The sequence below is a fragment of the Streptomyces sp. NPDC030820 genome, assembly GCF_055572075.1.
The window spans coordinates 13,754-39,539 of sequence record NZ_JBVIEB010000021.1 but is presented as its reverse complement, the minus strand read 5'-3'; the positions used below and the strand labels follow the sequence as shown (position 1 = coordinate 39,539).

At 69.2% G+C, this 25,786-nt stretch carries 13 protein-coding genes and 2 pseudogenes; 7 read left to right on the top strand and 8 right to left on the bottom strand.

The features are described 5' to 3' along the window. Positions 1-53: 53 nt before the first annotated feature. The 3 genes from ACZ418_RS38505 to ngcE form a co-directional block, all read right to left on the bottom strand. Positions 54-974 (bottom strand): carbohydrate ABC transporter permease, encoded by a 921-nt coding sequence (locus tag ACZ418_RS38505; RefSeq protein ID WP_468372354.1) that lies wholly within the window; start codon positions 972-974, stop codon positions 54-56. A 15-nt stretch (positions 975-989) separates the two neighbouring features. Beyond that, positions 990-1,925 carry a carbohydrate ABC transporter permease gene (locus ACZ418_RS38500; protein WP_468372353.1) on the bottom strand — a complete coding sequence of 312 codons (936 nt, stop codon included), beginning with the start codon at positions 1,923-1,925 and terminating at the stop codon, positions 990-992. Between the two features lie 74 nt (positions 1,926-1,999). Continuing rightward, positions 2,000-3,442 carry an N-acetylglucosamine/diacetylchitobiose ABC transporter substrate-binding protein gene (ngcE, locus tag ACZ418_RS38495; RefSeq protein WP_468372352.1) on the bottom strand — a complete coding sequence of 481 codons (1,443 nt, stop codon included), beginning with the start codon at positions 3,440-3,442 and terminating at the stop codon, positions 2,000-2,002. A 361-nt stretch (positions 3,443-3,803) separates the two neighbouring features. Between ngcE and ACZ418_RS38490 the strand changes: the two genes are divergently transcribed. After that, a complete protein-coding gene (locus ACZ418_RS38490) occupies positions 3,804-7,610 on the top strand; it encodes a GH92 family glycosyl hydrolase (RefSeq protein WP_468372350.1) in 3,807 nt (1,268 codons plus the stop codon). 61 nt (positions 7,611-7,671) lie between these two features. Here the strand turns inward: ACZ418_RS38490 and ACZ418_RS38485 are convergent, their stop codons facing one another. Continuing rightward, complete coding sequence (locus ACZ418_RS38485; RefSeq protein WP_468372347.1) at positions 7,672-10,947, bottom strand: GH92 family glycosyl hydrolase; 3,276 nt, start codon at positions 10,945-10,947, stop codon at positions 7,672-7,674. 471 nt (positions 10,948-11,418) lie between these two features. On the opposite strand from ACZ418_RS38485, the gene ACZ418_RS38480 reads away from it, so the two are divergent. After that, a complete protein-coding gene (locus ACZ418_RS38480) occupies positions 11,419-14,088 on the top strand; it encodes a SpoIIE family protein phosphatase (protein WP_468372344.1) in 2,670 nt (889 codons plus the stop codon). A gap of 177 nt (positions 14,089-14,265) precedes the next feature. Here the strand turns inward: ACZ418_RS38480 and acnA are convergent, their stop codons facing one another. Beyond that, entirely contained in the window at positions 14,266-16,983 is a 2,718-nt protein-coding gene (gene acnA / locus ACZ418_RS38475) for an aconitate hydratase AcnA (protein WP_468372342.1), read from the bottom strand. 378 nt (positions 16,984-17,361) lie between these two features. Between acnA and ACZ418_RS38470 the strand changes: the two genes are divergently transcribed. Continuing rightward, on the top strand, positions 17,362-18,891 hold the full coding sequence (locus ACZ418_RS38470) for a helix-turn-helix domain-containing protein (protein WP_468372340.1): 1,530 nt from the start codon (positions 17,362-17,364) through the stop codon (positions 18,889-18,891). Positions 18,892-18,946: 55 nt separating this feature from the next. Next, entirely contained in the window at positions 18,947-19,081 is a 135-nt protein-coding gene (locus ACZ418_RS38465) for a hypothetical protein (protein ID WP_468372337.1), read from the top strand. A 275-nt stretch (positions 19,082-19,356) separates the two neighbouring features. On the opposite strand, the gene ACZ418_RS38460 is transcribed toward ACZ418_RS38465, so the two are convergent. The 3 genes from ACZ418_RS38460 to ACZ418_RS38450 form a co-directional block, all read right to left on the bottom strand. Then, on the bottom strand, positions 19,357-20,961 hold the full coding sequence (locus ACZ418_RS38460; RefSeq protein WP_468372335.1) for an alpha/beta hydrolase: 1,605 nt from the start codon (positions 20,959-20,961) through the stop codon (positions 19,357-19,359). A gap of 294 nt (positions 20,962-21,255) precedes the next feature. Beyond that, the gene (locus ACZ418_RS38455; RefSeq protein ID WP_351227778.1) at positions 21,256-21,954 is read right to left on the bottom strand and encodes a response regulator transcription factor; all 699 of its coding nucleotides are present in this window, start codon (positions 21,952-21,954) and stop codon (positions 21,256-21,258) included. Then, positions 21,951-23,126, bottom strand: a complete 1,176-nt coding sequence (locus ACZ418_RS38450; protein WP_468372535.1) for a sensor histidine kinase — start codon at positions 23,124-23,126, stop codon at positions 21,951-21,953. The genes ACZ418_RS38455 and ACZ418_RS38450 overlap by 4 nt, the downstream gene beginning before the upstream one ends. 448 nt (positions 23,127-23,574) lie before the next feature. On the opposite strand from ACZ418_RS38450, the gene ACZ418_RS38445 reads away from it, so the two are divergent. The 3 genes and pseudogenes from ACZ418_RS38445 to ACZ418_RS38435 all read left to right on the top strand — a co-directional run. Continuing rightward, positions 23,575-24,024 (top strand): hypothetical protein, encoded by a 450-nt coding sequence (locus ACZ418_RS38445; protein ID WP_468372333.1) that lies wholly within the window; start codon positions 23,575-23,577, stop codon positions 24,022-24,024. Then, positions 24,021-24,717 (top strand): annotated as a pseudogene (locus ACZ418_RS38440) (MFS transporter); the annotation flags it as partial. The gene ACZ418_RS38445 and the pseudogene ACZ418_RS38440, both read left to right, overlap by 4 nt. Before the next feature lie 878 nt (positions 24,718-25,595). After that, positions 25,596-25,763: pseudogene (locus ACZ418_RS38435) on the top strand (SDR family oxidoreductase); the annotation flags it as partial. Positions 25,764-25,786: the final 23 nt, after the last annotated feature.

Below are 25,786 nucleotides of genomic sequence, written 5' to 3'. Positions count from 1 at the left end.
CACCGCTCCGGAGCCCGGAACGGCGTGCACACGGACGGTCGCGGAGCGTTCCGCTACTTCAGGGTGGCCGAGGTCAGACCCGCCTGCACCTGGCGCTGGAAGGACAGGTACACGACCAGCATCGGGATCATCGCGATCGTCACACCCGCGAACAGAACCGGCAGGTCGGAGGCGTACCCCTGCTGCTGTTGCAGCTGGATCAGACCCTGGGTGAGGACATAGCGCTCCGGATCGGAACCGCTCTGCGGCTGCATGAGCACCGTGGGCAGGATGAACTGGTTCCACTGACCCAAGGTGTTGAAGATCCCCACGCTGATCAGGCCCGGCTTGGCCATCGGCAGCATCACCTGGAAGAAGGTCCTGGTGTGCGAGGCACCGTCCAGGATCGCCGCCTCGAACACCGCCGTGGGCAGGGTCCGGAAGAAGGCGTGCATGAAGAACACGGTGAACGGCATCGAGTAGGCGACGTAGACCAGGATCAGACCCTGGTAGGTGTTCAGCATGTCCAGCCGCTTGACCATGAAGAACAGCGGGACGAGCGCCAGGAACACCGGGAACATGGCGCCGGCCACGAAGAAGTAGTACAGCAGCCGGTTGCCCCAGAACTGGTACCGGGCCAGCACGTACGCCGCCATCGACCCGAACAGCATGGTCAGCGGCACGGAGAACACCAGGACGATCACGGTGTTCAGGAAGTAGTCCCCGATGCCCTTGTTCCAGGCCCGGTGGAAGACGTCGAAGGACCAGCTGTGCGGCCAGCCGAAGGCGGAGCCGCCGATCTGCGCGTCGGTCTTGAAGGAGCTGAGCACCAGCCACAGCAGCGGCAGCACGATCAGCAGCGCCCACAGGGCGAGGAACCCGTGCGAGAAGACGTTCAGTACGACGCCCTCGCCGCGCCGGTCACCGGACCGGACGGGCACCTTCGCCACAGGCCCCTCGGCCGGAGCGGGGGCGGTCTCCTTGAGTGCAGTCATCGTCGTTGCTCCGGCTCAGAACTCGATGCGCTCGCGGCGGGTGGCGCGCAGCGTGACCACGGACAGGACCAGGGTGAGCAGCAGCATGACCACGCCCATGGCACAGGCGTAACCGCTCTTCCCGTAGTAGAGGAAGTTGCGCATCATCACGGTCGCCATCACATCGCTGTGATGGTCGGGACCGCCGCCGTACGCGCCCATGCTCTGCGTCATGGAGGAGACCAGCACGAACATGTCCATCGCGACGATGCCGAGGTAGACCCAGGCGGTCTGCACGGTGTCCCACAGCAGCGGCAGGGTGATGCGGAAGAAGGACTGGTTGCGGCTCGCGCCGTCGATGAGCGCTGCCTCGTAGATGTCCCTCGGGATGGACTGCATCGCGGCCGAGAACAGCACCAGATAGAAGCCCACGCCCTGCCAGATCACGGCCACCATCAGCGCCCACAGCACCAGGTTCGGCTCGTTCAGCCACTCCACCGGGTTGTCGGTGTCGACCAGGCCGATCTTGATCAGCACGCCGTTGAGCAGACCGCCGCCGTCACTGCGGTACACCGCGTTGAACAGCACGGCGAGAATCGCCAGCGACAGCACCTGCGGGAAGAAGTAGACGATTTTGTAGAACTTCGACCCCGCCACGCCCTGCACTCCGCCGGCCCTGCTGCGCCCGCCCGCGTTCAGCATGAAGGCGAAGAACAGGGCGAGCAGAATCGTGATCACCGGGATGAAGATCAGGAACAGGATGTTGTGCCAGATCGCCTCCAGGAACACATCGTCCTGGAACAGCGCCTTGTAGTTGTCCAGACCGACGAAGCTGAAGGTCTGCGACTGCCCCTTCCAGTCGGTCAGTGAATAGCCGAACGTCTGGATGTACGGCCAGATCACGAAGATCAGATAGAGCGCCACGGGAACGAAGAGAAACCCCGCGACGAACCGGTACTGCCCTTTGCGCATACCTGCCCCTGGTGTGCCGGACCGGACCGGGAGTCACGAGAACTCCCGGTCCGGAATCCGATGGTCGAGCCGGCTCAGCTGTGGACGTTCTTCTTGCTGGCCGGATCCTTCGCCTGCTTGTCCACCGCCGCCTGACACCTCTTCAGCCATTCCTTCGGCTGAATACGCTTCGCCATGAGCTCATTGGACGCGTTCTGGATCGCCGTGTCCATCTCGCTGTACCAGTCGGGGTACAGATACCGGAACGTGTTGGAGCCGGCCGCCTTGGAGGCCTCCACCGTGGACTGCGTACCGGGCCGCAGCTTCACACTCGGGTCCACACCGTCCTGGAGGATGGTCAGCGAGTTCGCCTCCTTGGCGAACAGCGTCGACCACTCCTTGGACAGCATCCGCCGCATGAACTCCTTGGCGCCGGGCAGGTTCGCCGCCTTCGCCGGGATGATGAAGGGCTCACCGGAGCCGGCCCGGATCGCCTCGAACGGCATCTTGCTGCCGGGCAGCAGCGGCATCGGCAGGAACTTCATGTCGAAGTCCGTCGGCGTCTGCTTCAGCTGCTCGTTCTCCAGCCAGGAGCCACAGGTGATGAACGCGGCCTTGTACTGGTTCCAGCGGGTCTGCGACTCGGTGTGGGTCAGGCCGTTGGTGCCGGGCATCAACAGGCCCTTCTCGACGACCTCGTAGATCGCCTCGACGCCCGCCTGGGCCGCGTCGGAGCCGACGAACGCCTTCGGGTCGAGGTTGTCGATCGCCTTGACCGCGTCGATGCCGCCCTTCTTGGCGATCATGTCCATGATGGCGACATTGATGTAGTACGGGTACTTGCCCTGGTGGGCGAGGCCGCCGATGCCCTGCTTCTTGGCGTCCTGGCAGATGGCGAGGAAGTCGTCCCAGGTCTTCGGCGGCGTCCAGCCCTTCTGCTTGAAGAGCTTGCCGGAGTACCACAGGCCCCACACCGTGTAGATGTAGTTGAGGGCGACGACCTTGCCCTCCTGGATGCCCGGGTCGAGGGTGCCGGGGATCAGGGTGTCACGGACCTTCTTGCTCGGGTCGTCGGCCGACGGCGCGTCGAGGACCTCGGAGAGGTCGAGCAGCGAGCCGTTCTTGTACAGGACGTCGATCTTGATCTGCTGGGCGCCGGAGTCGTCCACGATGTCCGGCGGGTTGCCGGCGTTGAAGCGCGGCTGCAGCTTGCCGGTGATCTCCTGGGTGCCGGTGTGGGTCGAGGTGATGCCGAGCTTCTTGCTGAAGTCGGCCTCCCACGCCTTGGCGTAGTCGTCGCCGTATCCGCCCTTGAAGACGACGACATCGAGTTTGCTGCCGCTCTTCGCACCGAAGGGGTTGTCCTTGGACGCCTTTCCCTTGGTGTTGCCCTCGTCCGAGTTGCCACCGCCACCGCCGCTCGCGCAGGCGGACAGCAGGCCCATTGCGGGGGCCGCGACCAGGCCCAATGCGGCCGAACGCTTGATCAGATCGCGGCGGCCGACACCCTCGCCACCGTGGTGCTCAGTGGATCCCATGCTCAAGTCCTCGCCTTCTCCAGGACTCAGGCGGTGAACCGGATCCTCCCCGGCACCGCGGTCGGGTAGTGCTGGGTCGTGCAGAGTAGTGCTGGGTCTTGCTGGAAGTGCCGACAGGTATAGTCCACTTCCCGTCGGCGGAGCAAGATCGAATACAGGGTTCGCGATGGGTCTTTTCCGAGTTGAGACCTGGCGGAAATATGAGGCCCCTGTGGAGTGCCCGGCAGAAAAACCCGCGGCATAAGTGCCCGAATGCCACAGCCAACACCCTTGACACCATGGGCCACTTGACGCCCTACTGGTTCCTGCGCACCGAAGTTGACAACGTTGTCCAGAGCGGTCGCAGGAGGGGAATCCGTAGATGCAGCGGAGAACTCGGCACAGATGGGGTCCGGCGGTCGTTCTCACGGCCGCCTTTGTCTTGGCCGTCGGCGCACAGGGCGCGGCGGTCGCCCTGCCCGCCAAGGCTCCGGCAGCCGACCGGGAGTTCGCATCCTCGTTCGAGACGGGCGATCCGGCGCCCGACTGGCTCGATACCGTCGACACCGCGCCCGACGGCACCAAGCGCGCCTCGGGGGTCGACGGCGGCTACAGCACCGGCATTCCGGGCAATGTGAACGACCATGTCACCGAGGTCCGGGCGAGCGGCGAGAACACGGGCCCGGGCGAGGTCAAGGAGAACCTGGTCGACGGCGAGTCCGGCACCAAGTGGCTGACCTTCGAGCCCACCGGCTGGGTCGAGTTCGACCTCGACAAACCCATCAAGCTGGTGACGTACGCGCTCACCTCGGCCAACGACTACGCCGAGCGCGACCCGAGGGACTGGACGCTGCTCGGCTCCACCGACGGCAAGGACTGGAAGACGGTCGACACCCGGGCGGGCGAGACCTTCTCCGAGCGGTTCCAGACCAAGTCCTACGACCTGGCCGAGCCCGCCGAGTACCAGCATTTCCGGCTGGAAATCACGAAGAACTCCGGCGCCGACATCCTGCAGCTCGCCGATGTGCAGTTCTCCACCGGCGGCGGGGGCGGCCCGGTGCCGCAGGACATGCTGACGCTGGTCGACAAGGGCCCGACCGCCTCACCGACGGCCAGGGCCCGGGTCGGGTTCACCGGGAAGCGGGCGCTGCGCTACGCCGGGCGGCACACGGCGGGCGGCCGGGCGTACTCGTACAACAAGGTCTTCGACGTGAACGTGAAGGTCGGCGGCGACACGGAGTTGTCGTACCGGATCTTCCCGCAGATGGCCGACGGCGACCGGGACTACGACGCCACGAACGTCTCCCTGGACCTGGCCTTCACCGACGGCACCTCTCTGAGCGATCTGGGCGCGCTGGACCAGCACGGGTTCCCGCTGTCGCCGCGCGGGCAGGGCGACTCGAAGTCGCTGTACGTCAACCAGTGGAACAACGTTGTCACGCGGATCGGTTCGGTGGCGGCCGGCAAGACGGTCGACCGGATCCTGGTGGCGTACGACTCCCCCGCCGGGCCGACGAAGTTCCGGGGCTGGATCGACGACGTGGCGATCAGGCCCGCAGCGCCCCAGGAGCCGAAGGCGCATCTGTCGGACTACGCGCTGACCACGCGCGGCACCAACTCCAGCGGCAGCTTCTCGCGCGGCAACAACTTCCCGGCGACGGCTCTTCCGCACGGTTTCAACTTCTGGACGCCGGTGACCAACGCGTCATCGCTGAGCTGGCTGTACGAGTACGCACATGCGAACAACGCCGACAACCTGCCCACGATCCAGGCGTTCAGCGCGAGCCATGAGCCGAGCCCGTGGATGGGTGACCGGCAGACCTTCCAGGTGATGCCGTCGGCCGCGTCCGGCACTCCGGACACCGGTCGCCAGGCGCGCGAGCTGCCGTTCCGGCACGAGAACGAGACCGCGCGGCCGTATTACTACGGGGTCCGTTTCGAGAACGGTCTCAAGGCGGAGATGACGCCCACCGACCATGCGGCGATGCTGCGCTTCACCTATCCCGGCGACGACGCGAGCGTGCTGTTCGACAACGTGACCGAGCAGGCGGGCCTGACGCTCGACAAGGAGCACGGGATCGTCACCGGTTTCTCGGACGTGAAGTCGGGCCTGTCGACCGGTGCGACGCGGCTGTTCGTGTACGGCGAGTTCGACAAGCCCGTGACGGACGGCGGATCGGGCGGGGTGAAGGGTTATCTGCGCTTCGACGCCGGCGCGGACCACACCGTCACGCTGCGCCTGGCGACCTCGCTGATCAGCATCGACCAGGCGAAGGACAACCTGCGCCAGGAGATCCCGGACGGCACCTCCTTCGACACTGTCAGGGAGCAGGCCCAGCGCACCTGGGACGAGCTGCTCGGCAGGGTCGAGGTGGAGGGCGCGACGCAGGACCAGCTGACCACGCTGTACTCCGGCATGTACCGGCTGTATCTGTACCCGAACTCGGGCTTCGAGAAGGTGGGCGGCAAGGACCAGTACGCCTCCCCCTTCTCCCCCATGCCGAGCCAGGACACCCCGACCCACACCGGCGCGAAGATCGTCGACGGCAAGGTGTACGTCAACAACGGTTTCTGGGACACGTATCGGACCACGTGGCCGGCCTACTCCTTCCTCACGCCGTCCCAGGCGGGCGAGATGGTCGACGGGTTCGTGCAGCAGTACAGGGACGGCGGCTGGACCTCGCGCTGGTCCTCCCCCGGCTACGCCGACCTGATGACCGGCACCTCCTCGGACGTGGCGTTCGCCGACGCGTACGTCAAGGGCGTGAAGTTCGACGCGAAGGCCGCCTATGACGCGGCGCTGAAGAACGCGACCGTGGTGCCGCCGATGCCGGGCGTGGGCCGCAAGGGCATGAGCACCTCGCCGTTCCTCGGATACACCAGCACCGCCACCTCCGAGGGCATGTCCTGGGCGATGGAGGGTTACGTCAACGACTATGGCATCGCGAAGATGGGCGAGGCCCTGTACAGGAAGACGGGCGAGAAGCACTACAAGGAGGAGTCCGCGTACTTCCTCAACCGCGCCCGGGACTATGTGAACCTGTTCGACTCCAAGGCGTCGGGCGGCTTCTTCCAGGGCCGTGACGTCAAGGGTGACTGGCGGGTGGACTCCGCGACGTACGATCCGCGCGTCTGGGGTTACGACTACACGGAGACGAACGGCTGGGGGTACGCCTTCAGCGTCCCGCAGGACAGCCGGGGCCTGGCCAACCTGTACGGCGGCCGGCAGGGTCTCGCCGACAAGCTGGACGCGTTCTTCTCCACCCCGGAGACCGCCTCCCCGGACTTCGTCGGCTCCTACGGCGGTGTCATCCACGAGATGACCGAGGCCCGGGACGTCCGGATGGGCATGCTGGGGCAGTCCAACCAGGTCGCGCACCATGTGTCGTACATGTACGACGCGGCCGGCGAGCCCTGGAAGACGCAGGCGGCGGTCCGGGAGATCCTCTCCCGGCTCTACGTCGGCAGCGAGATCGGGCAGGGCTACCACGGCGACGAGGACAACGGCGAGCAGTCGGGCTGGTACCTCTTCTCCGCGCTCGGCTTCTATCCGCTGGTGATGGGCAGTGGCGAGTACTCCATCGGCTCCCCGCTGTTCAAGAAGGTCACCGTGCACCTGGAGAACGGCCGCGACCTGGTGATCAAGGCGCCGGCGAGCAGTGCCAGGAACGTGTACGTCCAGGGCGTGACGTTCAACGGCCGCCCCTGGACGTCGACTTCGCTGCCCCACTCGCTGCTGTCCAAGGGCGGGGTGCTGCAGTTCTCCATGGGCGCCAGGCCGTCGGCGTGGGGCACGGGCAAGAACGCGGCCCCGGTCTCCATCACCCAGGACGACAAGGTGCCGGCGCCGCGCTCGGACGTCCTGAAGGGCGACGGCGCGCTGTTCGACAACACCTCGGCGACGGACGCCACCGTCACCTCGGTGGATCTGCCGGTGGACGGGGCCGTGAAGCCCGTCCAGTACACGCTGACCTCCTCGGCTGACCACACCAGGGCGCCGACCGGCTGGACCCTCCAGGGCTCCACGGACGGCACGACCTGGCAGACCCTGGACCACCGCTCCGGCGAAACGTTCAGCTGGGACCGCCAGACCCGGGCGTTCACCATCGCCACGCCGGGCACGTACTCGAAGTACCGGCTGGTCCTGGACGGCGAGTCGACGCTGGCGGAGGTGGAGCTGCTGGCCTGACCCGGCCACGGGAAAGGGGGGCGGGCCCGTTCGGGTCCGCCCCCCTTGTCATGTGAGTCGGTCAGCCGGTGGCCAGGGTGAACACGTGCAGGTCGCCGTTCTGCGGGAGCCGGACGCTCGCGATGGTCTTCCCGTCCGGCGCGGTGAAGGGCCTGGTGGCGAAGACATAGGTCGCCACCGGGTCCTGGTCGGCGCCCGCGACATTGCGGTACGCGGTCCTGGCAACGACCTCGTTGCCGTACTGGACGGTGCCGCCTCCGCCGCCGATGGTCCAGTCGGTGAAGGAGAGGTCGACGGTGTCGGTCGTGCCGTCGGTGTAGGTGACGGTCGCCGTGGTCTGCTGGTTGCCGTTGACCGCGCTGCCGAGGAAGGACAACCTGTCGGCGGGGGTGGCGAGTTGGATGGTCCGGCCGGTTCCCGAGGCGTTGTCCGGGCGGCCGTCGGGTGAGTCCGGCCAGGTGAAGGCGAGGCCGTCGACCGTGCCCTGTCCGCCCGGCGTCAGGCCGGCCGCGGCGAGGGCCTGGCGGGAGTAGCTCCAGCCGCCGCCGTCGTAGTCGGCCTCGTCGTGGTCGCCCGTGTCGTCGGAGATCCCGGTGTTGTCGTAGGCGGCGAGCAGGGTGCCGGGGGCGGCCACGGTGAGCGCGACCGGCTGCCGGTAGGAGGTGTCGCCCGAGGTCACCGTGATCGTGACGTCGGCGAAGCCCTGTGCGGCGGTCTTCGCGGCGGTGAGGGTGACCTCCTGGACGCCGTCGGTGACCGTGCCCTCGGCGGGCGTGGCCGTGACGCCGGCCGGGGTGTCCACCCGGAAGCGCACCTCGGGGCCGGTGCCGCCGTTCAGGGACAGCGCGCGGACGACGGTCTTGGTGCTGTCTCCGGGGGCGAGCGTGGCGGCGGTGGGGCCGACGCCGATCTGGTACGGCTGCTCGCCCTCGCGGAAGGACGGCGGGGCGGACCCCGGGTCGCTGCCCCAGGTCCGGTTCGGGGTGCCGGAGAGGGTGTAGTCCAGGGTGCCGCCGTCCCGGACGAAGGACGCCGGCACCCAGGGGCGGTCGCTGGTGCGGCCGTCGATCTTCAGGGACTGGACGTACGGCGCGTCGGGCGCCGCTCCGGCCGCGCGGACGGAGATGTCGTTGCCCTGCGGTCGGCTGATCTCCACGCGCTCGAACAGCGGTGAGGCGAGGACCAGTTCGGCGCGGGAGGGCACCTGCGGATACATGCCGAGGGCCGAGAAGACGTACCAGGCCGACATCGCGCCGAGGTCGTCGTTGCCGGGGATGCCGCCGGGCGCGGTCGACCACAGCTGCCGCATGGCGGCCCGCACGGTCTCCTGTGCCCTGTACGGGGCGCCCGCGTAGTCGTAGAGGTAGGGGACGTTGATCGACGGCTCGTTGTCGAGCTCGGACTTGGTGCCGCCGTGGCCGGTCAGGGCCCAGCCGCCGTCGGCCTCGTGGAAGAAGTCGTCGAGCCGGGCGAGCGCCTTGTCCCGGCCGCCGAGCGCGGCGAACAGGCCCGCCGGGTCGTGCGGGACCATCCAGGTGTACTGGGCGGCCGTGCCCTCGACGAAACCGTTGCCGGTGTCCGGGGTGAAGCCGGTGACCCAGCTGCCGTCGGCCTTGCGGTTGGCGCTGTAGCCGCCGCTCCGGTCGGCGGCGATGTCGAAGTTGTTCTGCCACCACTGGGCACGGCGCGCGAACGTGGCGGCCGTGTCCTTCTCGCCTGCGGCGGCGGCGAGCTGGGAGATCGAGAAGTCGGCCGTGGACATCTCCAGGGTCTCGGCGGCGCCGCCCCAGGCGTTGGAGACGCTCGGCATGTAGTGCAGCGCGAGGTACTTGTCCAGCGAGGGGCGCTGGCCGGCGGACAGCACCGGCTTGCCCGCCGGGGACAGGTCCTGCGCGGTCGGGACGGTGGCCGCCCGGGCCAGCGAGTCCAGCGCGCCGTGCAGGTCGAAGCCGGTGCCGCCGAAGGCCCGGATGCCGGCCAGTGCGGTCGGCGAGGGGTCGCCGTTCATGACGTGGGTGCCGCTCGCGCCGTGCAGCCAGCGGTCCCAGGTCCCGCCGTTCTGCCGGGCCAGCTCGTACAGCGACTGGGCGATGTCGGAGCCGGTGCGCGGGTCGAGCAGGGTGAGCAGCTGCACCTGGTCGCGGTAGACGTCCCAGCCGGAGAAGGTGCCGTACTGGGCCTGATGGCCGTGGCCCACCGTATGGACCTTGCCGTCGCTGCCGCGGTATCCGCCGTCGGCGTCGCTGATGACGTTCGGATGCAGCAGCGCGTGGTACAGCGCGGTGTAGAAGGTGGTGCGGTCGGCGTCCGTGCCGCCGCCGACGCGGACCTGGCCGAGCCGTTCGCGCCAGGCCCGGCGGGCCGCGCTCGCGACCGCGTCGAAGGAGCGGCCGGGCGGGTTCTCGGCGGCGAGGTTGGCCTCGGCGGCCTGCCGGCTGACGTAGGAGATGCCGACCTTGACGTTCACCGCTCCGGTGCCGGGCGCGAACTCGACGTACCCGCCGGCGCCCTTGCCCGTGACGGGCCGCCCGCCGTGCGTGAAGCCGCCGGTGCCGCCGGAGGCCGTGCGGGAGCCGGGGTTCAGCCGGCTGTCCTGCCAGGTGCCGGTGCTCTGGAAGGCGCGGTCGAAGCGGGCGGTGAAGTACAGGGTGTAGTAAGCGCGCCGGCCTTCCGGATCGAGGTAGCCGCAGAAGTCGCCGGAGGTGACGGATCCGGAGATCGTACGGCTCTCCGGGTCGATCGTGACGGTCGAGTCCTGTGAGCCGAGCTCCGAGTTGGCGGTGCGCACCAGCAGCGAGGCGGGCCGGCCGGCCGGGAAGGTGAAGCGGGCCGAGCCGGTGCGTGCGGTGGCGGTGAGGTCGGCAGTGACGCCGGAGGCGAGGCCCACCTTGTAGTGGCCGGGCTCGGCGGCCTCGTCGGCGTGGCTGAAGGCGGAGGCGTAGACGGCGTCGGCGGTGTCGCTCGCCGGGGAGGAGGTGACCTCGCCGGCGTACGGGAAGAACGGGATGTCGCCGCTGCCGCCCGCGCAGCCGGTGCCGGACATATGGGTGAGGCTGAAGCCCCGGATGCGGGTGGCGTCGTACTGGTAGCCACCGGGGGCGGCGGTTCTGGTGGCGTCGCCTCTGGTGTTCTCGGGGCTCCAGGAGAGCATGCCGAAGGGCACGACGGCGCCCGGGAAGACATCGCCGCCGTTCCTGGTGCCGATCAGCGGATCGACGTACCCGGTGGGATCCTTGACGAGATCGGGAGCTGCGGTGCTCGCCGCGGGGGCGGGGGTGGCGGCGGCGCCGGTGGTGAGAAGCGCGGCCAGTAACAGGGACAGGGGACGGAAACGCATACGCGGCCCTTCCTCCTTACGGACGGGTCGCGCACCACAGGTCGCACAAGCCGCAGGGACAGTAGCGCGCCCCAGCGGTACCACGGAAGACCGCGGGAAGATCACGTACGGCGCGGCAGGCGCACGCCTGGATCACCCGGTCGGGTTACTCCAAGTGGGTTGACATCGTTGTCGGTTGGGGCGGTAGAGTCATGCACAGACCATAGACAACGTTGTCGCGCACTCGGCGCTCCTCACAAGCCAGCACCACCCGGGCGGGCTTCCACCACCCCCCTCACCCGCCCGGCTCGCGGACCCGGTGCACGAACACCGGGTCCGCCCAGAGCGGTTCGGACACCGATTCCCCCGGCAACCTCCGGACCGTCCAGACGCTCGTGACCAGGGACGATTCGCACCCATGGGGAGGTAACACGCGTCCGGCTCGTGGAACGGCCATAGCCACCCGGGTGAACCCGGTGCTAAAAAGGCCGCATGTCGGACATTACTGACCGGCTCAGGCGTCACTCCTGGCGGTCTGTGATCGGCAAAAGCCCGCGGAGCGTCGCCGGGCAGGTCTTCGTGCTGCAGGTGGCGCTGGTCGTGGCAATCGTGCTCTGCGCCGTCCTGGCCCTCGTCCTGCAGTCGCAGCGGGACACCAGCACGGAGGCCAGACGACGATCGATAGCCGTCGCCCAGACCTTCGCGCACTCCCCCGGCGTCCTGCAGGCGCTGCGCACGCCCCACCCGTCCAAGATCCTCCAGCCGCTCACCGAGGCGGGGCGCAAGTCCGCCGGCGTCGACTTCATCGTCGTCATGGACACCCACGGCATCCGCTACACCCACCCGATCCCCAGCAAGATCGGAAAGCGGTTCGTGGGCCGGATCGGCCCGTCACTGGCCGGCAAGGTGTACACGGAGAGCGTGCACGGCCCGCTGGGTCACGAGGAACAGGCGACCGTGCCGATCGACGACACCCACGGCAAGGTGGTCGCGCTCGTCTCCGCCGGGATGAAGGTCAAGAACGTCACCCACGAGGTGAACCGGCAGCTGCCGATCATCCTGACCGCCGGGGCCGCGGCGCTCGTGGTGTCGACCGGGGGCACGGCGCTGGTGGGCAGGCGGCTGCGCCGGCAGACCCACAGCCTGGCCCCGGACGAGATGACCCGCATGTACGAGCACCACGACACGGTGCTGCACTCGGTGCGGGAAGGCGTGCTCATCGTCGACGCCGACGGGCGGCTGATGCTGGTCAACGACGAGGCCAGGCGGCTGCTGGAGCTGCCCGCCGAGGCCGAGGGGCACCATGTCGCCGGGCTCTCGGGCCTCGATCCCGACTTCGTGGACCTGCTCGTCTCCGGGCGGGTGGCCACCGACGAGGTGCTGTTCGCCGGGGACCGGCTGCTGGCGGTCAACCAGCGGCCCACGGACCGGGCCGGAGGCCCCAGGGGCACCGTGGTGACCCTGCGCGACACGACCGAGCTGCAGGCACTGTCCGGACGGGCGGAGGTCGCCAGGGAGCGGCTCAAGCTGCTCTACGACGCCGGTCTGGGCGTCGGCACCACCCTGGACGTGCAGCGCACGGGGGACGAGCTGGCGCGGGTCGCCGTGCCGCGCTTCGCCGACTTCGTCACCGTGGATCTGGCCGACGCCGTGCTGCACGGCGAGGAGCCGGCGGCCACCGCCACGGACATGCGGCGCATCGCCGTCCATGGCGTCCGGGACGACCATCCGCTCTACGAGAAGGACCGGCTGATCGACTTCCTGCCGTCCACGCCCCAGGCCCGGGGGTACGGCAGCGGCCGCTCGGAGCTGGTGACCGATCTGTCGGCCGCGCGGGGCTGGCAGGCCCAGGATCCACGGCGCACGAGGGAGATCCTCGACTACGGCATCCAGTCGCTCATCGTCGCCCCGATCCGGGCCCGCGGTGTCGTGCTGGGCATGGCGAACTTCTACCGGGCCAAGCGGGACCCCTTCGACGAGGAGGACCTGTCGGTGGCGGAGGAGCTGGTCGCCCGCGCCGCGGTGAGCATCGACAACGCCCGCCGCTTCACCCGCGAGCACGCGGTGGCGGTCACCCTGCAGCGCAGTCTGCTGCCGCGGGCGCTGCCCGAGCAGAGCGCCCTCGACGTCGGCTACCGCTATCTCCCCGCGCAGTCCGGGGTGAGCGGGGACTGGTTCGACGTGATCCCGCTGCCGGGGAGCCGGGTGGCGCTGGTCGTCGGTGACGTGGTCGGCCACGGCCTGCACGCGGCCGCCACCATGGGACGGCTGCGCACCGCGGTGCACAACTTCTCCACCCTCGACCTGCCGCCCGACGAGCTGCTGGGCCATCTGGACGACCTGGTCGGCCGCATCGACCAGGACGAGGGCTGCGCGGAGACGACCGGGGAGATAGCCGGCGCCACCTGTCTGTACGCGATCTACGACCCGGTGACGCGCCACTGCACCATGGCGCGGGCGGGGCATCTGGCACCGGCGCTGGTCCACCCCGACGGCAGCGTCACCTTCGCCGACCTGCCGGCCGGGCCCCCGCTCGGCATCGGGGGCATGCCCTTCCAGACGGCGGAGTTCCAGCTGGCCGAGGGCACCGAGCTCGTGCTGTACACCGACGGTCTCATCGAGGACCGCGCCCGCGATCTGGACGTGGGTATGGAGCTGCTGCGGCAGGCGCTGGCGGGCCATCCCGGTCGGGCACCGGACGCGAGCTGCCAGGCGGTGCTGGACGAGCTGCTGCCCGGGCGGCCCACGGACGACGTCGCGCTGCTCGTCGCGCGCACCCGGGCACTGACGCCCGACCAGGTCGCCGACTGGGACGTGCCGACCGATCCGGCGGCCGTGTCGGACATGCGCCTGGCCGTGTCCGGCAAACTGGCGGAGTGGGGCCTTGACGAGCTGAACTTCGCCACGGAGCTCGTGCTCAGCGAGTTGATCACCAACGCCATCCGCTACGCCGGCGGGCCGATCCGGGTGCGGCTGATCCGTGACCGCACGCTGATCTGCGAGGTGGCCGACGGCAGCAACACCTCGCCGCACCTGCGGTACGCCGCGACCACCGACGAGGGCGGCCGGGGTCTGTTCCTGGTCTCGCAGATGACCGAGCGCTGGGGCGTTCGGTACAGCCCCCAGGGCAAGGTGATCTGGGCGGAACAGGCACTGCCGTAGGGCACCACCGGACCGGTCAGGCAGAGCTGCCCATCGAACCGGGCCGACCCGCCGAAGGCACTGCCGGGGAAGGCTGTGTTCCGGCTGAGCCGGGCCGATAGCCTGGTCGCGGGACGGACGGCGAAGGGCCGCACCCCCGGTGCCGGGGATGCGGCCCTGAACCGCTGTGCCTGCCGCTTACTTGCGGATCAGGTTGCGCAGCACGTACTGCATGATGCCGCCGTTGCGGTAGTAGTCGGCCTCACCGGGGGTGTCGATGCGGACGACCGCGTCGAACTCGACACCGGTGTCGGTGGTGACCTTGACCGTACGCGGCGTGGTGCCGTTGTTCAGCTCGGTCACGCCGGAGATGGAGAAGGTCTCCTCGCCGGTCAGACCGAGGGACTCGGCGGAGGCGCCCTCCGGGAACTGCAGCGGCAGGACGCCCATGCCGATGAGGTTCGAGCGGTGGATGCGCTCGTACGACTCGGCGATGACGGCCTTGACGCCGAGCAGCGCGGTGCCCTTGGCGGCCCAGTCGCGGGACGAACCGGAGCCGTACTCCTTGCCGGCCAGGACGACCAGCGGCACACCGGCCGCCTGGTAGTTCTGCGAGGCGTCGTAGATGAAGGAGACCGGGCCACCCTCCTGCGTGAAGTCACGCGTGTAGCCGCCCTCGGTGCCCGGCGCGATCTGGTTGCGCAGGCGGATGTTGGCGAAAGTACCGCGGATCATGACCTCGTGGTTGCCGCGGCGCGAGCCGTAGCTGTTGAAGTCGCGGCGCTCGACGCCGTGCTCCGTGAGGTACTGGCCGGCCGGGGTGTCGGCCTTGATGGCACCGGCCGGCGAGATGTGGTCGGTGGTGACCGAGTCGCCGAGCTTGGCGAGGACCCGGGCGCCGGCGATGTCCTCGACCGGGGCCGGCTCCATGCCCATGCCCTCGAAGTAGGGGGGCTTGCGGACGTAGGTGGACTCGGCGTCCCACTCGAAGGTGTTGCCGGTGGGGACCGGGAGCGACTGCCACTGGGCGTCGCCGGCGAAGACGTCCGCGTAGGACTTCTCGAACATGTCCTCGCCGATGGCATTGGCGACGACCTCGTTGACCTCGGCCTCGGTCGGCCAGATGTCCTTCAGGTAGACCGGGTTGCCGTCCTGGTCGGTGCCCAGGGCGTCACGGGTGATGTCCACCTTCATGGAGCCCGCGATGGCGTAGGCGACGACCAGCGGCGGGGACGCCAGGTAGTTCATCTTGACGTCGGGGTTGATACGGCCCTCGAAGTTGCGGTTGCCGGAGAGGACCGAGGTGACGGCGAGGTCGTGGTCGTTGACGGCCTTGGAGACCTCCTCCGGCAGCGGGCCGGAGTTGCCGATGCAGGTGGTGCAGCCGTAGCCGACCAGGTTGAAGCCCAGCTTGTCCAGGTACGGGGTGAGGCCGGCCTTCTCGAAGTAGTCGGTGACGACCTTCGAGCCCGGGGCGAGGGTGGACTTGACCCACGGCTTGCGGGTCAGGCCCTTCTCGACCGCCTTCTTGGCGACCAGGGCGGCGCCGATCATGACGTACGGGTTGGAGGTGTTGGTGCAGGAGGTGATGGCCGCGACCGTCACCGCACCGTGGTCCAGCTCGTAGGTCGTGCCGTCGGGGGCGGTGACCGGAACCGGGTTGGACGGGAAGCCGTTGGGGTGGACGGCCGGGGCGTCGGAGGCCGGGAAGGACTCCTTGCCCGCCTCGTCGATGTCGTCGACGTAGTTGCGGACGTCCAGCTTGAACTGCTCGGCGGCGTCGGCGAGGACGATACGGTCCTGCGGGCGCTTCGGGCCGGCGATGGACGGGACGACCGTGGACAGGTCCAGCTCGAGCTTCTCGGAGAAGTCCGGCTCGGCCTTCGGGTCCAGCCAGAGGCCCTGCTGCTTGGCGTAGGCCTCGACCAGCGCGACCTGCTGCTCGGAGCGGCCGGTCAGGCGCAGGTAGTTCAGGGTCTCGTCGTCGATCGGGAAGATCGCGGCGGTGGAGCCGAACTCCGGGGACATGTTGCCGATGGTGGCGCGGTTGGCGAGGCTCGTGGCCGCCACACCCTCGCCGTAGAACTCGACGAACTTGCCGACCACACCGTGCTTGCGCAGCATCTCGGTGATGGTGAGCACGAGGTCGGTGGCGGTGGTGCCGGGCTGCAGCTCACCGGTGAGCTTGAAGCCGACGACGCGCGGGATGAGCATGGAGACCGGCTGACCGAGCATGGCGGCCTCGGCCTCGATGCCGCCGACGCCCCAGCCGAGGACGCCGAGGCCGTTGACCATGGTGGTGTGCGAGTCGGTGCCGACCAGGGTGTCCGGGTAGGCCTTGCCGTCGCGGACCATGACGACACGGGCCAGGTGCTCGATGTTCACCTGGTGGACGATGCCGGTGCCCGGCGGGACGACCTTGAACTCGTCGAAGGCGGTCTGGCCCCAGCGCAGGAACTGGTAGCGCTCCTTGTTGCGGCCGTACTCCAGCTCGACGTTCTGCTTGAAGGCGTCGTTGGTGCCGAACTTGTCGGCGATGACGGAGTGGTCGATGACCAGCTCGGCCGGCGCCAGCGGGTTGATCTTGGCGGGGTCGCCGCCGAGCTCCTTCACGGCCTCACGCATGGTCGCGAGGTCCACGACACAGGGCACGCCGGTGAAGTCCTGCATGATCACGCGGGCCGGCGTGAACTGGATCTCCTGGCTGGGCTGGGCCTGGGAGTCCCAGTTGCCGAGGGCGCGGATGTGGTCGGCGGTGATGTTCGCGCCGTCCTCCGTGCGGAGCAGGTTCTCCAGCAGGACCTTGAGGCTGTACGGCAGGCGGGCCGAGCCCTCCACCTTGTCCAGCCGGAAGATCTCGTACGACTCGTCGCCCACCTGCAGCGTGCTGCGGGCGTCGAAGCTGTTCGCCGACACGACAGTCTCCTTCATTGATGTGCGCGTACCACCGTCAATCCTGCCGCCACCCCGGCTGGGCCGATCCGCTGAGGTAAGGCTTAGTTAGGTAACCCTTAGTGAGTGGCGGCTGCGGTGCGCCTGGCAGATATCTCGATGTCGAGATAACTCTAGTACATGGGCGCGGGATGGTCATGCCCGGCCAGGTCGGGCCGTGTCGCTTCCCTCGCCCGCGCGGGAATGACGGACGGTGCGCGCGGGAAGCCGAATAACGGGACACCCAGGGACGAATCATCCACATGTACGACATCCCCCGTGAACCCGCAGGCCACTGACGTGCCGTCACCCGAATGGACCCCCCAGCGGGCGCCATCTCATATCTGAGATAACCTCAACCTCATGGCAGACGACTACCTCGTACGCATCGGCAAGCTCATCCGTGACGCCCGGCAACACCGAGGCTGGACACAGACGCAGCTCGCGGAGGCGCTCGGCACCAGCCAGAGCGCGGTCAACCGGATCGAGCGCGGCAACCAGAACATCAGCCTTGAGATGATTGCCCGCATAGGAGAAGCCCTGGACAGCGAGATCGTGTCGCTGGGGTACGCGGGCCCGATGCATCTGCGCGTGGTCGGCGGTCGCCGTCTGTCCGGCGCCATCGACGTGAAGACGAGCAAGAACGCCTGCGTCGCCCTGCTGTGCGCCTCGCTGCTGAACAAGGGGCGCACGGTGCTGCGCCGGGTGGCCCGCATCGAGGAGGTGTACCGCCTGCTGGAGGTCCTCAACTCCATCGGCGTGCGCACCCGCTGGATCAACGACGGCGTCGACCTGGAACTGGTGCCGCCGGCCCAGCTGGAGATGGCGGCGATCGACGCGGAGGCCGCCGTACGCACCCGCTCGATCATCATGTTCTTCGGTCCGCTGCTGCACCGCATGGACCACTTCAAGCTGCCGTACGCCGGCGGCTGCGACCTCGGCACCCGGACCATCGAACCGCACATGATCGCGCTGCGCCGCTTCGGCCTGGACATCGCGGCCACCGAGGGCCAGTACCACGCGCAGGTCGACCGCACGGTCCGTCCCGACCGGCCGATCGTGCTGACCGAGCGCGGCGACACCGTGACCGAGAACGCGCTGCTGGCCGCCGCCCGGCACGACGGCGTGACGGTCATCCGCAACGCCTCCTCCAACTACATGGTCCAGGACCTGTGCTTCTTCCTGGAGGCGCTGGGCGTCAAGGTCGAGGGCGTCGGCACCACCACGCTGACCGTGCACGGCGTGCCGAACATCGACGTCGACGTCGACTACTCCCCCTCCGAGGACCCGGTCGAGGCGATGAGCCTGCTGGCCGCCGCGGTGGTCACGGAGTCCGAACTGACCGTGCGCCGCGTCCCCATCGAGTTCCTGGAGATCGAGCTGGCGGTCCTGGAGGAGATGGGCCTCGACCACGACCGCTCGCCCGAGTACTTCGCGGACAACGGCCGCACCCGCCTGGCCGACCTGACGGTCCGCCCCTCCAAGCTCGAAGCCCCGATCGACAAGATCCACCCCATGCCCTTCCCGGGCCTGAACATCGACAACGTCCCGTTCTTCGCGGCGATCGCGGCGGTCGCGCAGGGCAAGACCCTGATCCACGACTGGGTCTACGACAACCGCGCGATCTACCTCACGGACCTCAACCGCCTCGGCGGCCGCCTCCAGCTCCTCGACCCGCACCGGGTCCTGGTCGAGGGCCCCACCCGCTGGCGCGCCGCCGAGATGATGTGCCCGCCGGCCCTGCGCCCCGCCGTGGTCGTCCTGCTGGCGATGATGGCGGCCGAGGGCACGTCCGTGCTGCGGAACGTGTATGTCATCAACCGGGGTTACGAGGATCTCGCCGAGCGGCTGAATTCGATCGGGGCGCAGATCGAGATCTTCCGGGACATCTGAAGGTTCTTGGAAAAGCACCGCTACACCCTTACTGACCTGCAGCCTGCGCGGGCAGGTGATCGTGGCCACCGGGCTGGCCTGCCTCGACACCGCCACGACCAGCTGGCTCGAACGCGGCGGCCAGGGCGGGATCGAGGAACTCGAACAGTACTGCGACCAGGCGCTCGCGGCCCTCCGTAACAGCTTTTGAGCCGGAACATTGCCCGGCCCGGCGGCTACCCGGCGCGGATCGCTCGGCGCACGGTTCGGTGACGGGGTGCCCGACCGCGAAGAACACGCGGATGCCTCGGGCGCGCTGAGATCGGATACGGTGCCGGACCGCGCCAACATGGCCTGGTCCAGCACCGTTTGCGCCCCGGCTCCTTCCGGCGAGCTCGACAGGACGGGCAACGGCCCGATCCGCGGATACTGCGTGGGTGGAGGGCACGGACTGTCTGGAGGATGGGACCACCGGGTTCCGGCGGGTTACTTCTGGGTGACGTCGGTGCAGTAGACGTCCTTCTTCGGCAGGTGGCCGGTGGTCAGGAAGCCGACGGTGGCCTTGTCGATGCAGGCGGAGCCCTCGTTGTAGACGTAGTGCCCGCCGTTGTCGACGCCGACGAAGGCGGAGCCGTCGCCGAGGGCCTTGTGCAGCCCGACGCCGCCTTCCCACGGGGTGGCGTTGTCCCGGCGGTTCTGCAGGATCAGGGTGTTGCGCGGGCCGCCGGCCACGACCTTGACGGTCGCCTCGGCAGGCTTGTTCCAGAAGGCGCAGGCCCAGATGTTGGCGGGCATGCCCGCGGTGAGCGGCCACTTCTCGCGGTCGGCGGCGGTGCGGGTGGCGTAGCCGTCGACGTCGTGCGGCCATTCGGCGTCGCCGCAGGTCAGAGCCATGAACATGGTGGCCTGGTTGTCCGCGGGGACGCCCGGGGACGACGGTGAGTCGGCGAACACCTCCTTGAGAACCGCGGCGTCGGCGGCCGTGGTGCTGCCGTGGGACAGGTCGTCGGCGGCCTTCCAGAACTTGGCGAGTACGGGAAGGGTGTTGTTGTGCAGAAGCAGGGCGTAGGTCATGTTCCGCAGCAGCGCCCCGTCCAGTGACACCGATGCGCCGGGAATCGCTGCGGGCGTGCGGTCTAGCCGGTCGGCGAGGGTGAGGTAGGTGTGGGTCACCTGCGCGACGTTCGTGCCCAGCTGGAGGGTGCTGTTCTGCGCCGCGGCGACGCGGGCGGCGTCGGGGAACCGGTCGGCCATGCCCTTGCCCCAGGTGTCCGCGACCTGGTTGGCCCATACCTTGGTGGGGTCGACGTTGCCTTCCAGGATCATCCGGTCGGTGTGGTTCTGGAAGAGCGAGCGGTAGACGGCGCCGAGGTAGGTGCCGTAGGACTGGCCCCAGTAGGAGATCTTCTTTTCACCGAGCGCCTGGCGGATGCGGTCCATGTCGCGGGCGGTGTTGGCGGTGTTGTAGTACCGCAGGTTCTTGCCCACGGTGTCGGCGCACTGCTTGGCGTCGGCCTTGGCGAGGGCCACGTTCTTGGTGATCGAGCCGTCCGCGGCGGGATAGGGGAACAGCCCGGTCACGCTCGGGTCCTTCAGACCGCAGCTTTGCGGGGTGCTGTGTTCGACGCCGCGCGGGTCGAAGCCGATCAGGTCGTAACGGTCCAGCACGGACTTCGGCAGTGTGGACGCCATGGTTTCAGGCATGTCGAGACCGCCCAGCGCCGGCCCGCCGGGGTTCAGCAGCAGGACGCCACGTCGCTTCCCGGGTTTGGCGGTGGACAGCCGGGAGACCGCCACGTCGATCTTCGCGCCGCCCGGGTTCTGGTAGTCCAGTGGGACCTCCAACGTCCCGCAGGCCAGGTGGGGGTTACGGGTTTGTCCCTCGGCCAGTGCCGGGCACTTGCCCCAGGTGATCTTGGCGTCGCCCGTGGTCTCGCCGGTGCTGGCGGAGACCTTGGCCGTTTGCGCGCCCTGGGCCTCGGCGCCACACGCGGCCAGTGCGGTTCCTGCGAGCGTGGAAACCAGCAGAGCCGCGGCAAGCCGGCGGCCTCTGGGAAAACCGTGCTTCGCGGAACTGCATATCGTGGTCATGGCGTTGTCCTTAGCTACTCGGCTGGTCGGCCTGCCTGGTCCGGCCGTTGTGTTGACGGTTCGAGTCAACAAGAGAGCACCAGTGGCGCGCGTCACCGCAGAGAGGACAAATCCGGTAGCTCGCTCGGGGGATGCGGGGACCCTTGGAACATCTGAGAGAGCCATTGCGCAGGGCGGGGAGCACGCTGATCGAGCCGCCAGTCCATGAGTCTGGAACACCGCCTCGGCGGGGCGGTCGGTCGGGGAGGAGCGCGGCCGTGGCACTTGCCCGCCCCGGCCGGCATCTCAGGGCCGTCAGGCTCGGTTGCCGCCCCCTGCCAACCCCGCCCGGTAGGCCAGGACCACCGCCTGGACGCGGTCGCGGAGGTCCAGTTTGGTGAGGATGCGCGAGACGTAGGTCTTCACGGTCTCGTGGCTGATGACCAACTCGGTGGCGATTTCGGCGTTTGACAGGCCCTCGCTGATGAGGAGGAGGACCTCGTGCTCGCGGGGGGTGAGGACCTTGAGGCGCTCGCGCTCGGGGGACGCGTGGGCGGCGGAGGGGCGTACGCGTTCGGCGAAGCGGCCGATCAGGGTGCGGGTCACGGCGGGGGCCAGGAGGGACTCGCCGCGGGCGACGACGCGTACCGCGTTGATCAGTTCGGGCGGTGGGGCGTCCTTGAGAATGAAGCCGCTGGCGCCGGCGCGCAGGGCCTCGTACACGTACTCGTCGACGTTGAAGGTCGTCACGACGAGGATCCTGGCGGGGCTGGCGGAGTCGGGCCCCGCCAGGCGCCGGGTGGCCTCGATTCCGTCGAGCAGGGGCATGCGGATGTCCATGACGACGACGTCCGGCTTCAGCTCCTGCGCGCTGCGGATCGCCGCTCGGCCGTCGACGGCCTCGCCCACGACCTCCATGTCGGGCTGGGCGGAGAAGATCGTGACGAAGCCGGCACGCACGAGGGCCTGGTCCTCGCACACCAGCACCCTGATCGCAGCGGGCGGAACACTCACGCGGCACCTCCCGCGGGGATGCGTGCGTGCACGCGGAACCCGCCATCCGGGCTGGGCCCCGCCGCGAATTCGCCCCCCAGCATCTCCACCCGTTCCCGCAGTCCGGTCAGGCCCCGGCCGCCCGAGACCTGCGGGCCGCCGCCCGGCAGGGCGGCGGACGCGGGAGCGCCGTCGGCCGTCCCGGCGGTGGTGACCTCGACGTCCGTCCAGTCAGAGGTGTGCGCGAGCCGTACCAGCGTCCGCCGGCCCGGGGCGTATTTCACGGCGTTCGTCAGGGATTCCTGCACGACGCGATACGCCGTGAGTTGGGCACCTATGGCCATGGCCGACTGCTCTCCGTCCTCGACCAGTTCGATCGGCTGGCCGCCCGCTCGCGTCTGCTCCACCAGATCAGGCACCCGGCCCGGCAGCGGCGTCCGCTCCCGGGGCGCCGAATCACCGGTCGCCTCCAGCACGCCGAGCAGGAACCGGAGTTCGGCCAGCGCGCGACGGCCGGTGCCGTTGATGGCGTCGAGGGACTCATGGAGGCGGTCCGGCGACTCGGTCAGGTACTGTGCTGCACCTGCCTGCACCACCATCGCGGTCACATGGTGGGTCACCACGTCGTGCAATTCCCGGGCCAGGCGGCTGCGTTCCGTCGCGATGGCCACCTGCACGGACAGGCGCCGACGCTCGGCCTCCTGCGCCCGCCGCCCGCGGACCTGGACACCCAGGCCCCACACCACCGCCAGGACCATGTAATAGAGCAGGTAGTCGGTCAGTCCCTCGGGCGAGCCCAGCACATGCAGCACGACGCCGAAGACCACGTAGCCGCCCGTCGCCGCCAGCGGTACGACCCGCCGGAGGCGCTCCTGGTGGGCACCCACGGAGTACAGCGCGATGTACACCCCCAGGCTGCCGAAGGTCGGCGGGTAGCCCAGGCACTCGTGCACCGCGAACGAGGCCCCCACCACCGCGAGGCAGGCGGCCGGCCACCGGGTGCGCACCGCAAGCGGCAGGGTCTGCCCCAGGTTCAGCAGCACACTCGCGACCGAGGTGCCGTGGGTGGCAAGGCCGCCGAACTGCGCCCCGACCCGCGACAGCGGCGCCGCGAACGACAGCACCGTGAAGACAAGCGCGACTCCGCGGTCCCTGGTGGCGGCAGGGCGTGATCCCCACCACCGCAACAGCACGCGAAGCCGTGCGGCTGCGGCGGCCACCGGGTTCACGCGTGCGGAGGGGCCCCTGTCCTGCGCACGCGCCGTTGGCGCGGGGGACGCCGAGCCCGATGGTTCACGCGCTGCTTGGTCTTCCGTCATCATCATCCACGATCCCGTGGGTCCGGCGCTGAGCGGCATGAGGACCGGGCCGTGGTCCGCTACCCGCCCGCCCGTTCGCTACGACCTGTTCGGTATCGAACACCACACGGCGCCGCGGGCCGGACCGTCTTGCACTCTGAGCCTAGCGTCCTGGGGCGGGGGCTGCGTCCCCCGGGAGAGGACAGCCGGGTAGCTCGCTCGGGGGACCCGCAAAGACGGTAAGTGCCCACCCGTCGGTGACGACGCGCAGGAGTCGCGGCCCGTAACTTTCCGGCATCGAGAGCGCAGACCGAACCCGGGAGCGGGCCCTGAGGAGGAAGCCGTGTCGCCCGACCACCGTCAGTCACCGATGCAACTCGCCGATCGCGGGGTCAACACGACCGGATCGGCCGAGAAGAACACCGGGCGCCCTGTGCGGTGGGCGACGTCCGCGCGGGTGGGTCTGCCGGTGCTGGTGGGGTTGCTGCGGCAGTACGGCCCGTCGACGGCTACCCGCCGTGCGGAGCGGCTGGGCGTCAATGCCTGGCGGGACACGTTCGACATGAGTGACTGGGCCCTGCGGCTCACGACCGCAGAGGCCGCCGCCTTGCATCAGGAGCTGAGGGCTGTCATCTCCGGTTACCGGAGAGATACGCCGGAGGCGGCGGCGAGTGCCCCCGCGGGGGCGGAACGGGTCGTCGTGGTCACGCACCTCCTGCCGGAGCTGGATGCGTCCGCCCCGTCGGCCACCTGTTCCAGTTCTCAAGAAGCGACAGTAACGGAGACGTCGTGACAGAGGATGTCCTGGAGGCCGACGGCATACCCGGGAGGCGGTCCGTACGGGCGCTGGGCGGGGTGCTGGCGGCCATGGCCGTATCGCTGACCGGTACTCGGATCTCGGCCGTGGCACTGCCCTGGTTCGTTCTTGTCACGACCGGCAGTGCCACCCAGACCGGACTGGTGGCCTTCTGCGAGATGGCCCCCTACGTGGTGGTCAAAGCGTTCACCGGGCCGTTGGTGGACCGGATCGGCCCGCGGGCCGTTTCCTGGACCACGGATCTGGCCAGCGCAACCGCTGCCGCCGCGGTTCCTCTGTTCCATGCCCTGGAGCTGCTGTCCTTTCCGCTCCTGCTGGCCCTGGTCGCGCTGATCGGCGCGGTGCGGGGCCCCGGCGACCTGGCCAAGGGAGTCATGGTCCCGGAGGCGGCCGAGCACGGCGGGGTGCAACTGGAGCGGGCCACCGGTCTTGCCGGCGTGACCGAGCGGCTCGCCTCCACCATTGGCCCGGCGGCCGGCGGCTCCCTGGTGGCGCTGCTCGGCCCCCTGACGGGACTCGTCGTCAACGCGGGCTGCTTTGCGCTCGGATCGGTGATCATCGCGCTGGCGCTGCCCCGCGGGATGGGGCATGCGGTCGAGGAAGCCCCCTCCCAGGCTGGGGAGACGGAACCGGGTTACTGGCGACGATTCGGCGAGGGCTTCAGGGCTCGCCGGTCCCTTCCGGGACATCTGAAAGTCCTTCGGCGGAATGCCGCCGCATCCACTCTGACCTGCATAAATGCGGCTCTGAAGAGGATGCGGCGGCATCTGTGGGACTTCTCTGGGACTTCGGGCGGGGACCGGGCTCTCTCCGGTCTCCGGGCCACACGAAGAACGCGTCGACGGCTCGCCGGTTCGTCAGCCGGTCTCCCGCAGTGCTGCCGCGATGCGCCGGGCGGCTTCTCGTAGCCGGTCGACGGGATGCGCGGCGTAACCGAGGACCATTCCGGGGCGGGCCGGGCTGAATCCGGTGCCAGGCAGGAGCCGACGACGCTGACGTCACGTGAACAGGACCAGGATCTGACGGCCAGCGGGCCACCGCTCGACGTGGTCATGGGCATCCTGTCGCGGCTCAGCGATCTGCGGGCAGCCCGCCGCCGGCCGGATGCGCCGACTGCGCGCCGCCGCGTTCCGTTCGCAGTTCCCGATGCTGGAGAGCAAGGCGTACTTCGCGACATGTAGTCAGGGGGCGCCCTGTCCCGGGCGTCGGCGGACGCACTCGCCGAGCCTCACCGACGCGGTGGTCGTCGCCATCAACTGCCGCCTCGGCCGGCTCGGTTACCTGGACCTGCCCGAACTCACCCAGGACGACGCGTACGACTCCAGTTCCTTCGGGTTGATGCTTCATCGTCGTCCTTCGTCAGGAGTGAGCGACGTCTGCCGGCCGCAGCGCGGGGCGGTGCGGCCGGTGACGTCGGACAGGACGGGTGTCCCTTCGGAGAATCAACCTCGTCGCGTTGGCCGCGCCCGGCCGGATCGAGACCAACCGCATGAAGCAGGTGTACGGGGCCGTGGTCGAAGGCCGGGGGGGTCTGCGAAGAGCAGGTACGGGACGCTGCCCGGGCGGAAATCCCGGCGGGCCGGTGCGGTACCCCTGACGAGTTCGCCGCGGCCGTCACGTTCCTGGCCGGCGCCCAGGCCTCCTACGCCACCGGCGGACCACTGCGCTGTGACGGCGGCCTGGTCCGCGCTCACCGACAGAGCCCGATCGGCTGATTCCCTACCGTTTTCGCAGGTCA

Bases quoted from the DNA above. Each gene is read 5' to 3' on its own strand.
- ACZ418_RS38505 (WP_468372354.1), bottom strand. From the start codon at position 974: ATGACTGCACTCAAGGAGACCGCCCCCGCTCCGGCCGAGGGGCCTGTG.
- ACZ418_RS38500 (WP_468372353.1), bottom strand. From the start codon at position 1,925: ATGCGCAAAGGGCAGTACCGGTTCGTCGCGGGGTTTCTCTTCGTTCCC.
- ngcE (WP_468372352.1), bottom strand. From the start codon at position 3,442: ATGGGATCCACTGAGCACCACGGTGGCGAGGGTGTCGGCCGCCGCGAT.
- ACZ418_RS38490 (WP_468372350.1), top strand. From the start codon at position 3,804: ATGCAGCGGAGAACTCGGCACAGATGGGGTCCGGCGGTCGTTCTCACG.
- ACZ418_RS38485 (WP_468372347.1), bottom strand. From the start codon at position 10,947: ATGCGTTTCCGTCCCCTGTCCCTGTTACTGGCCGCGCTTCTCACCACC.
- ACZ418_RS38480 (WP_468372344.1), top strand. From the start codon at position 11,419: ATGTCGGACATTACTGACCGGCTCAGGCGTCACTCCTGGCGGTCTGTG.
- ACZ418_RS38470 (WP_468372340.1), top strand. From the start codon at position 17,362: ATGGCAGACGACTACCTCGTACGCATCGGCAAGCTCATCCGTGACGCC.
- ACZ418_RS38460 (WP_468372335.1), bottom strand. From the start codon at position 20,961: ATGACCACGATATGCAGTTCCGCGAAGCACGGTTTTCCCAGAGGCCGC.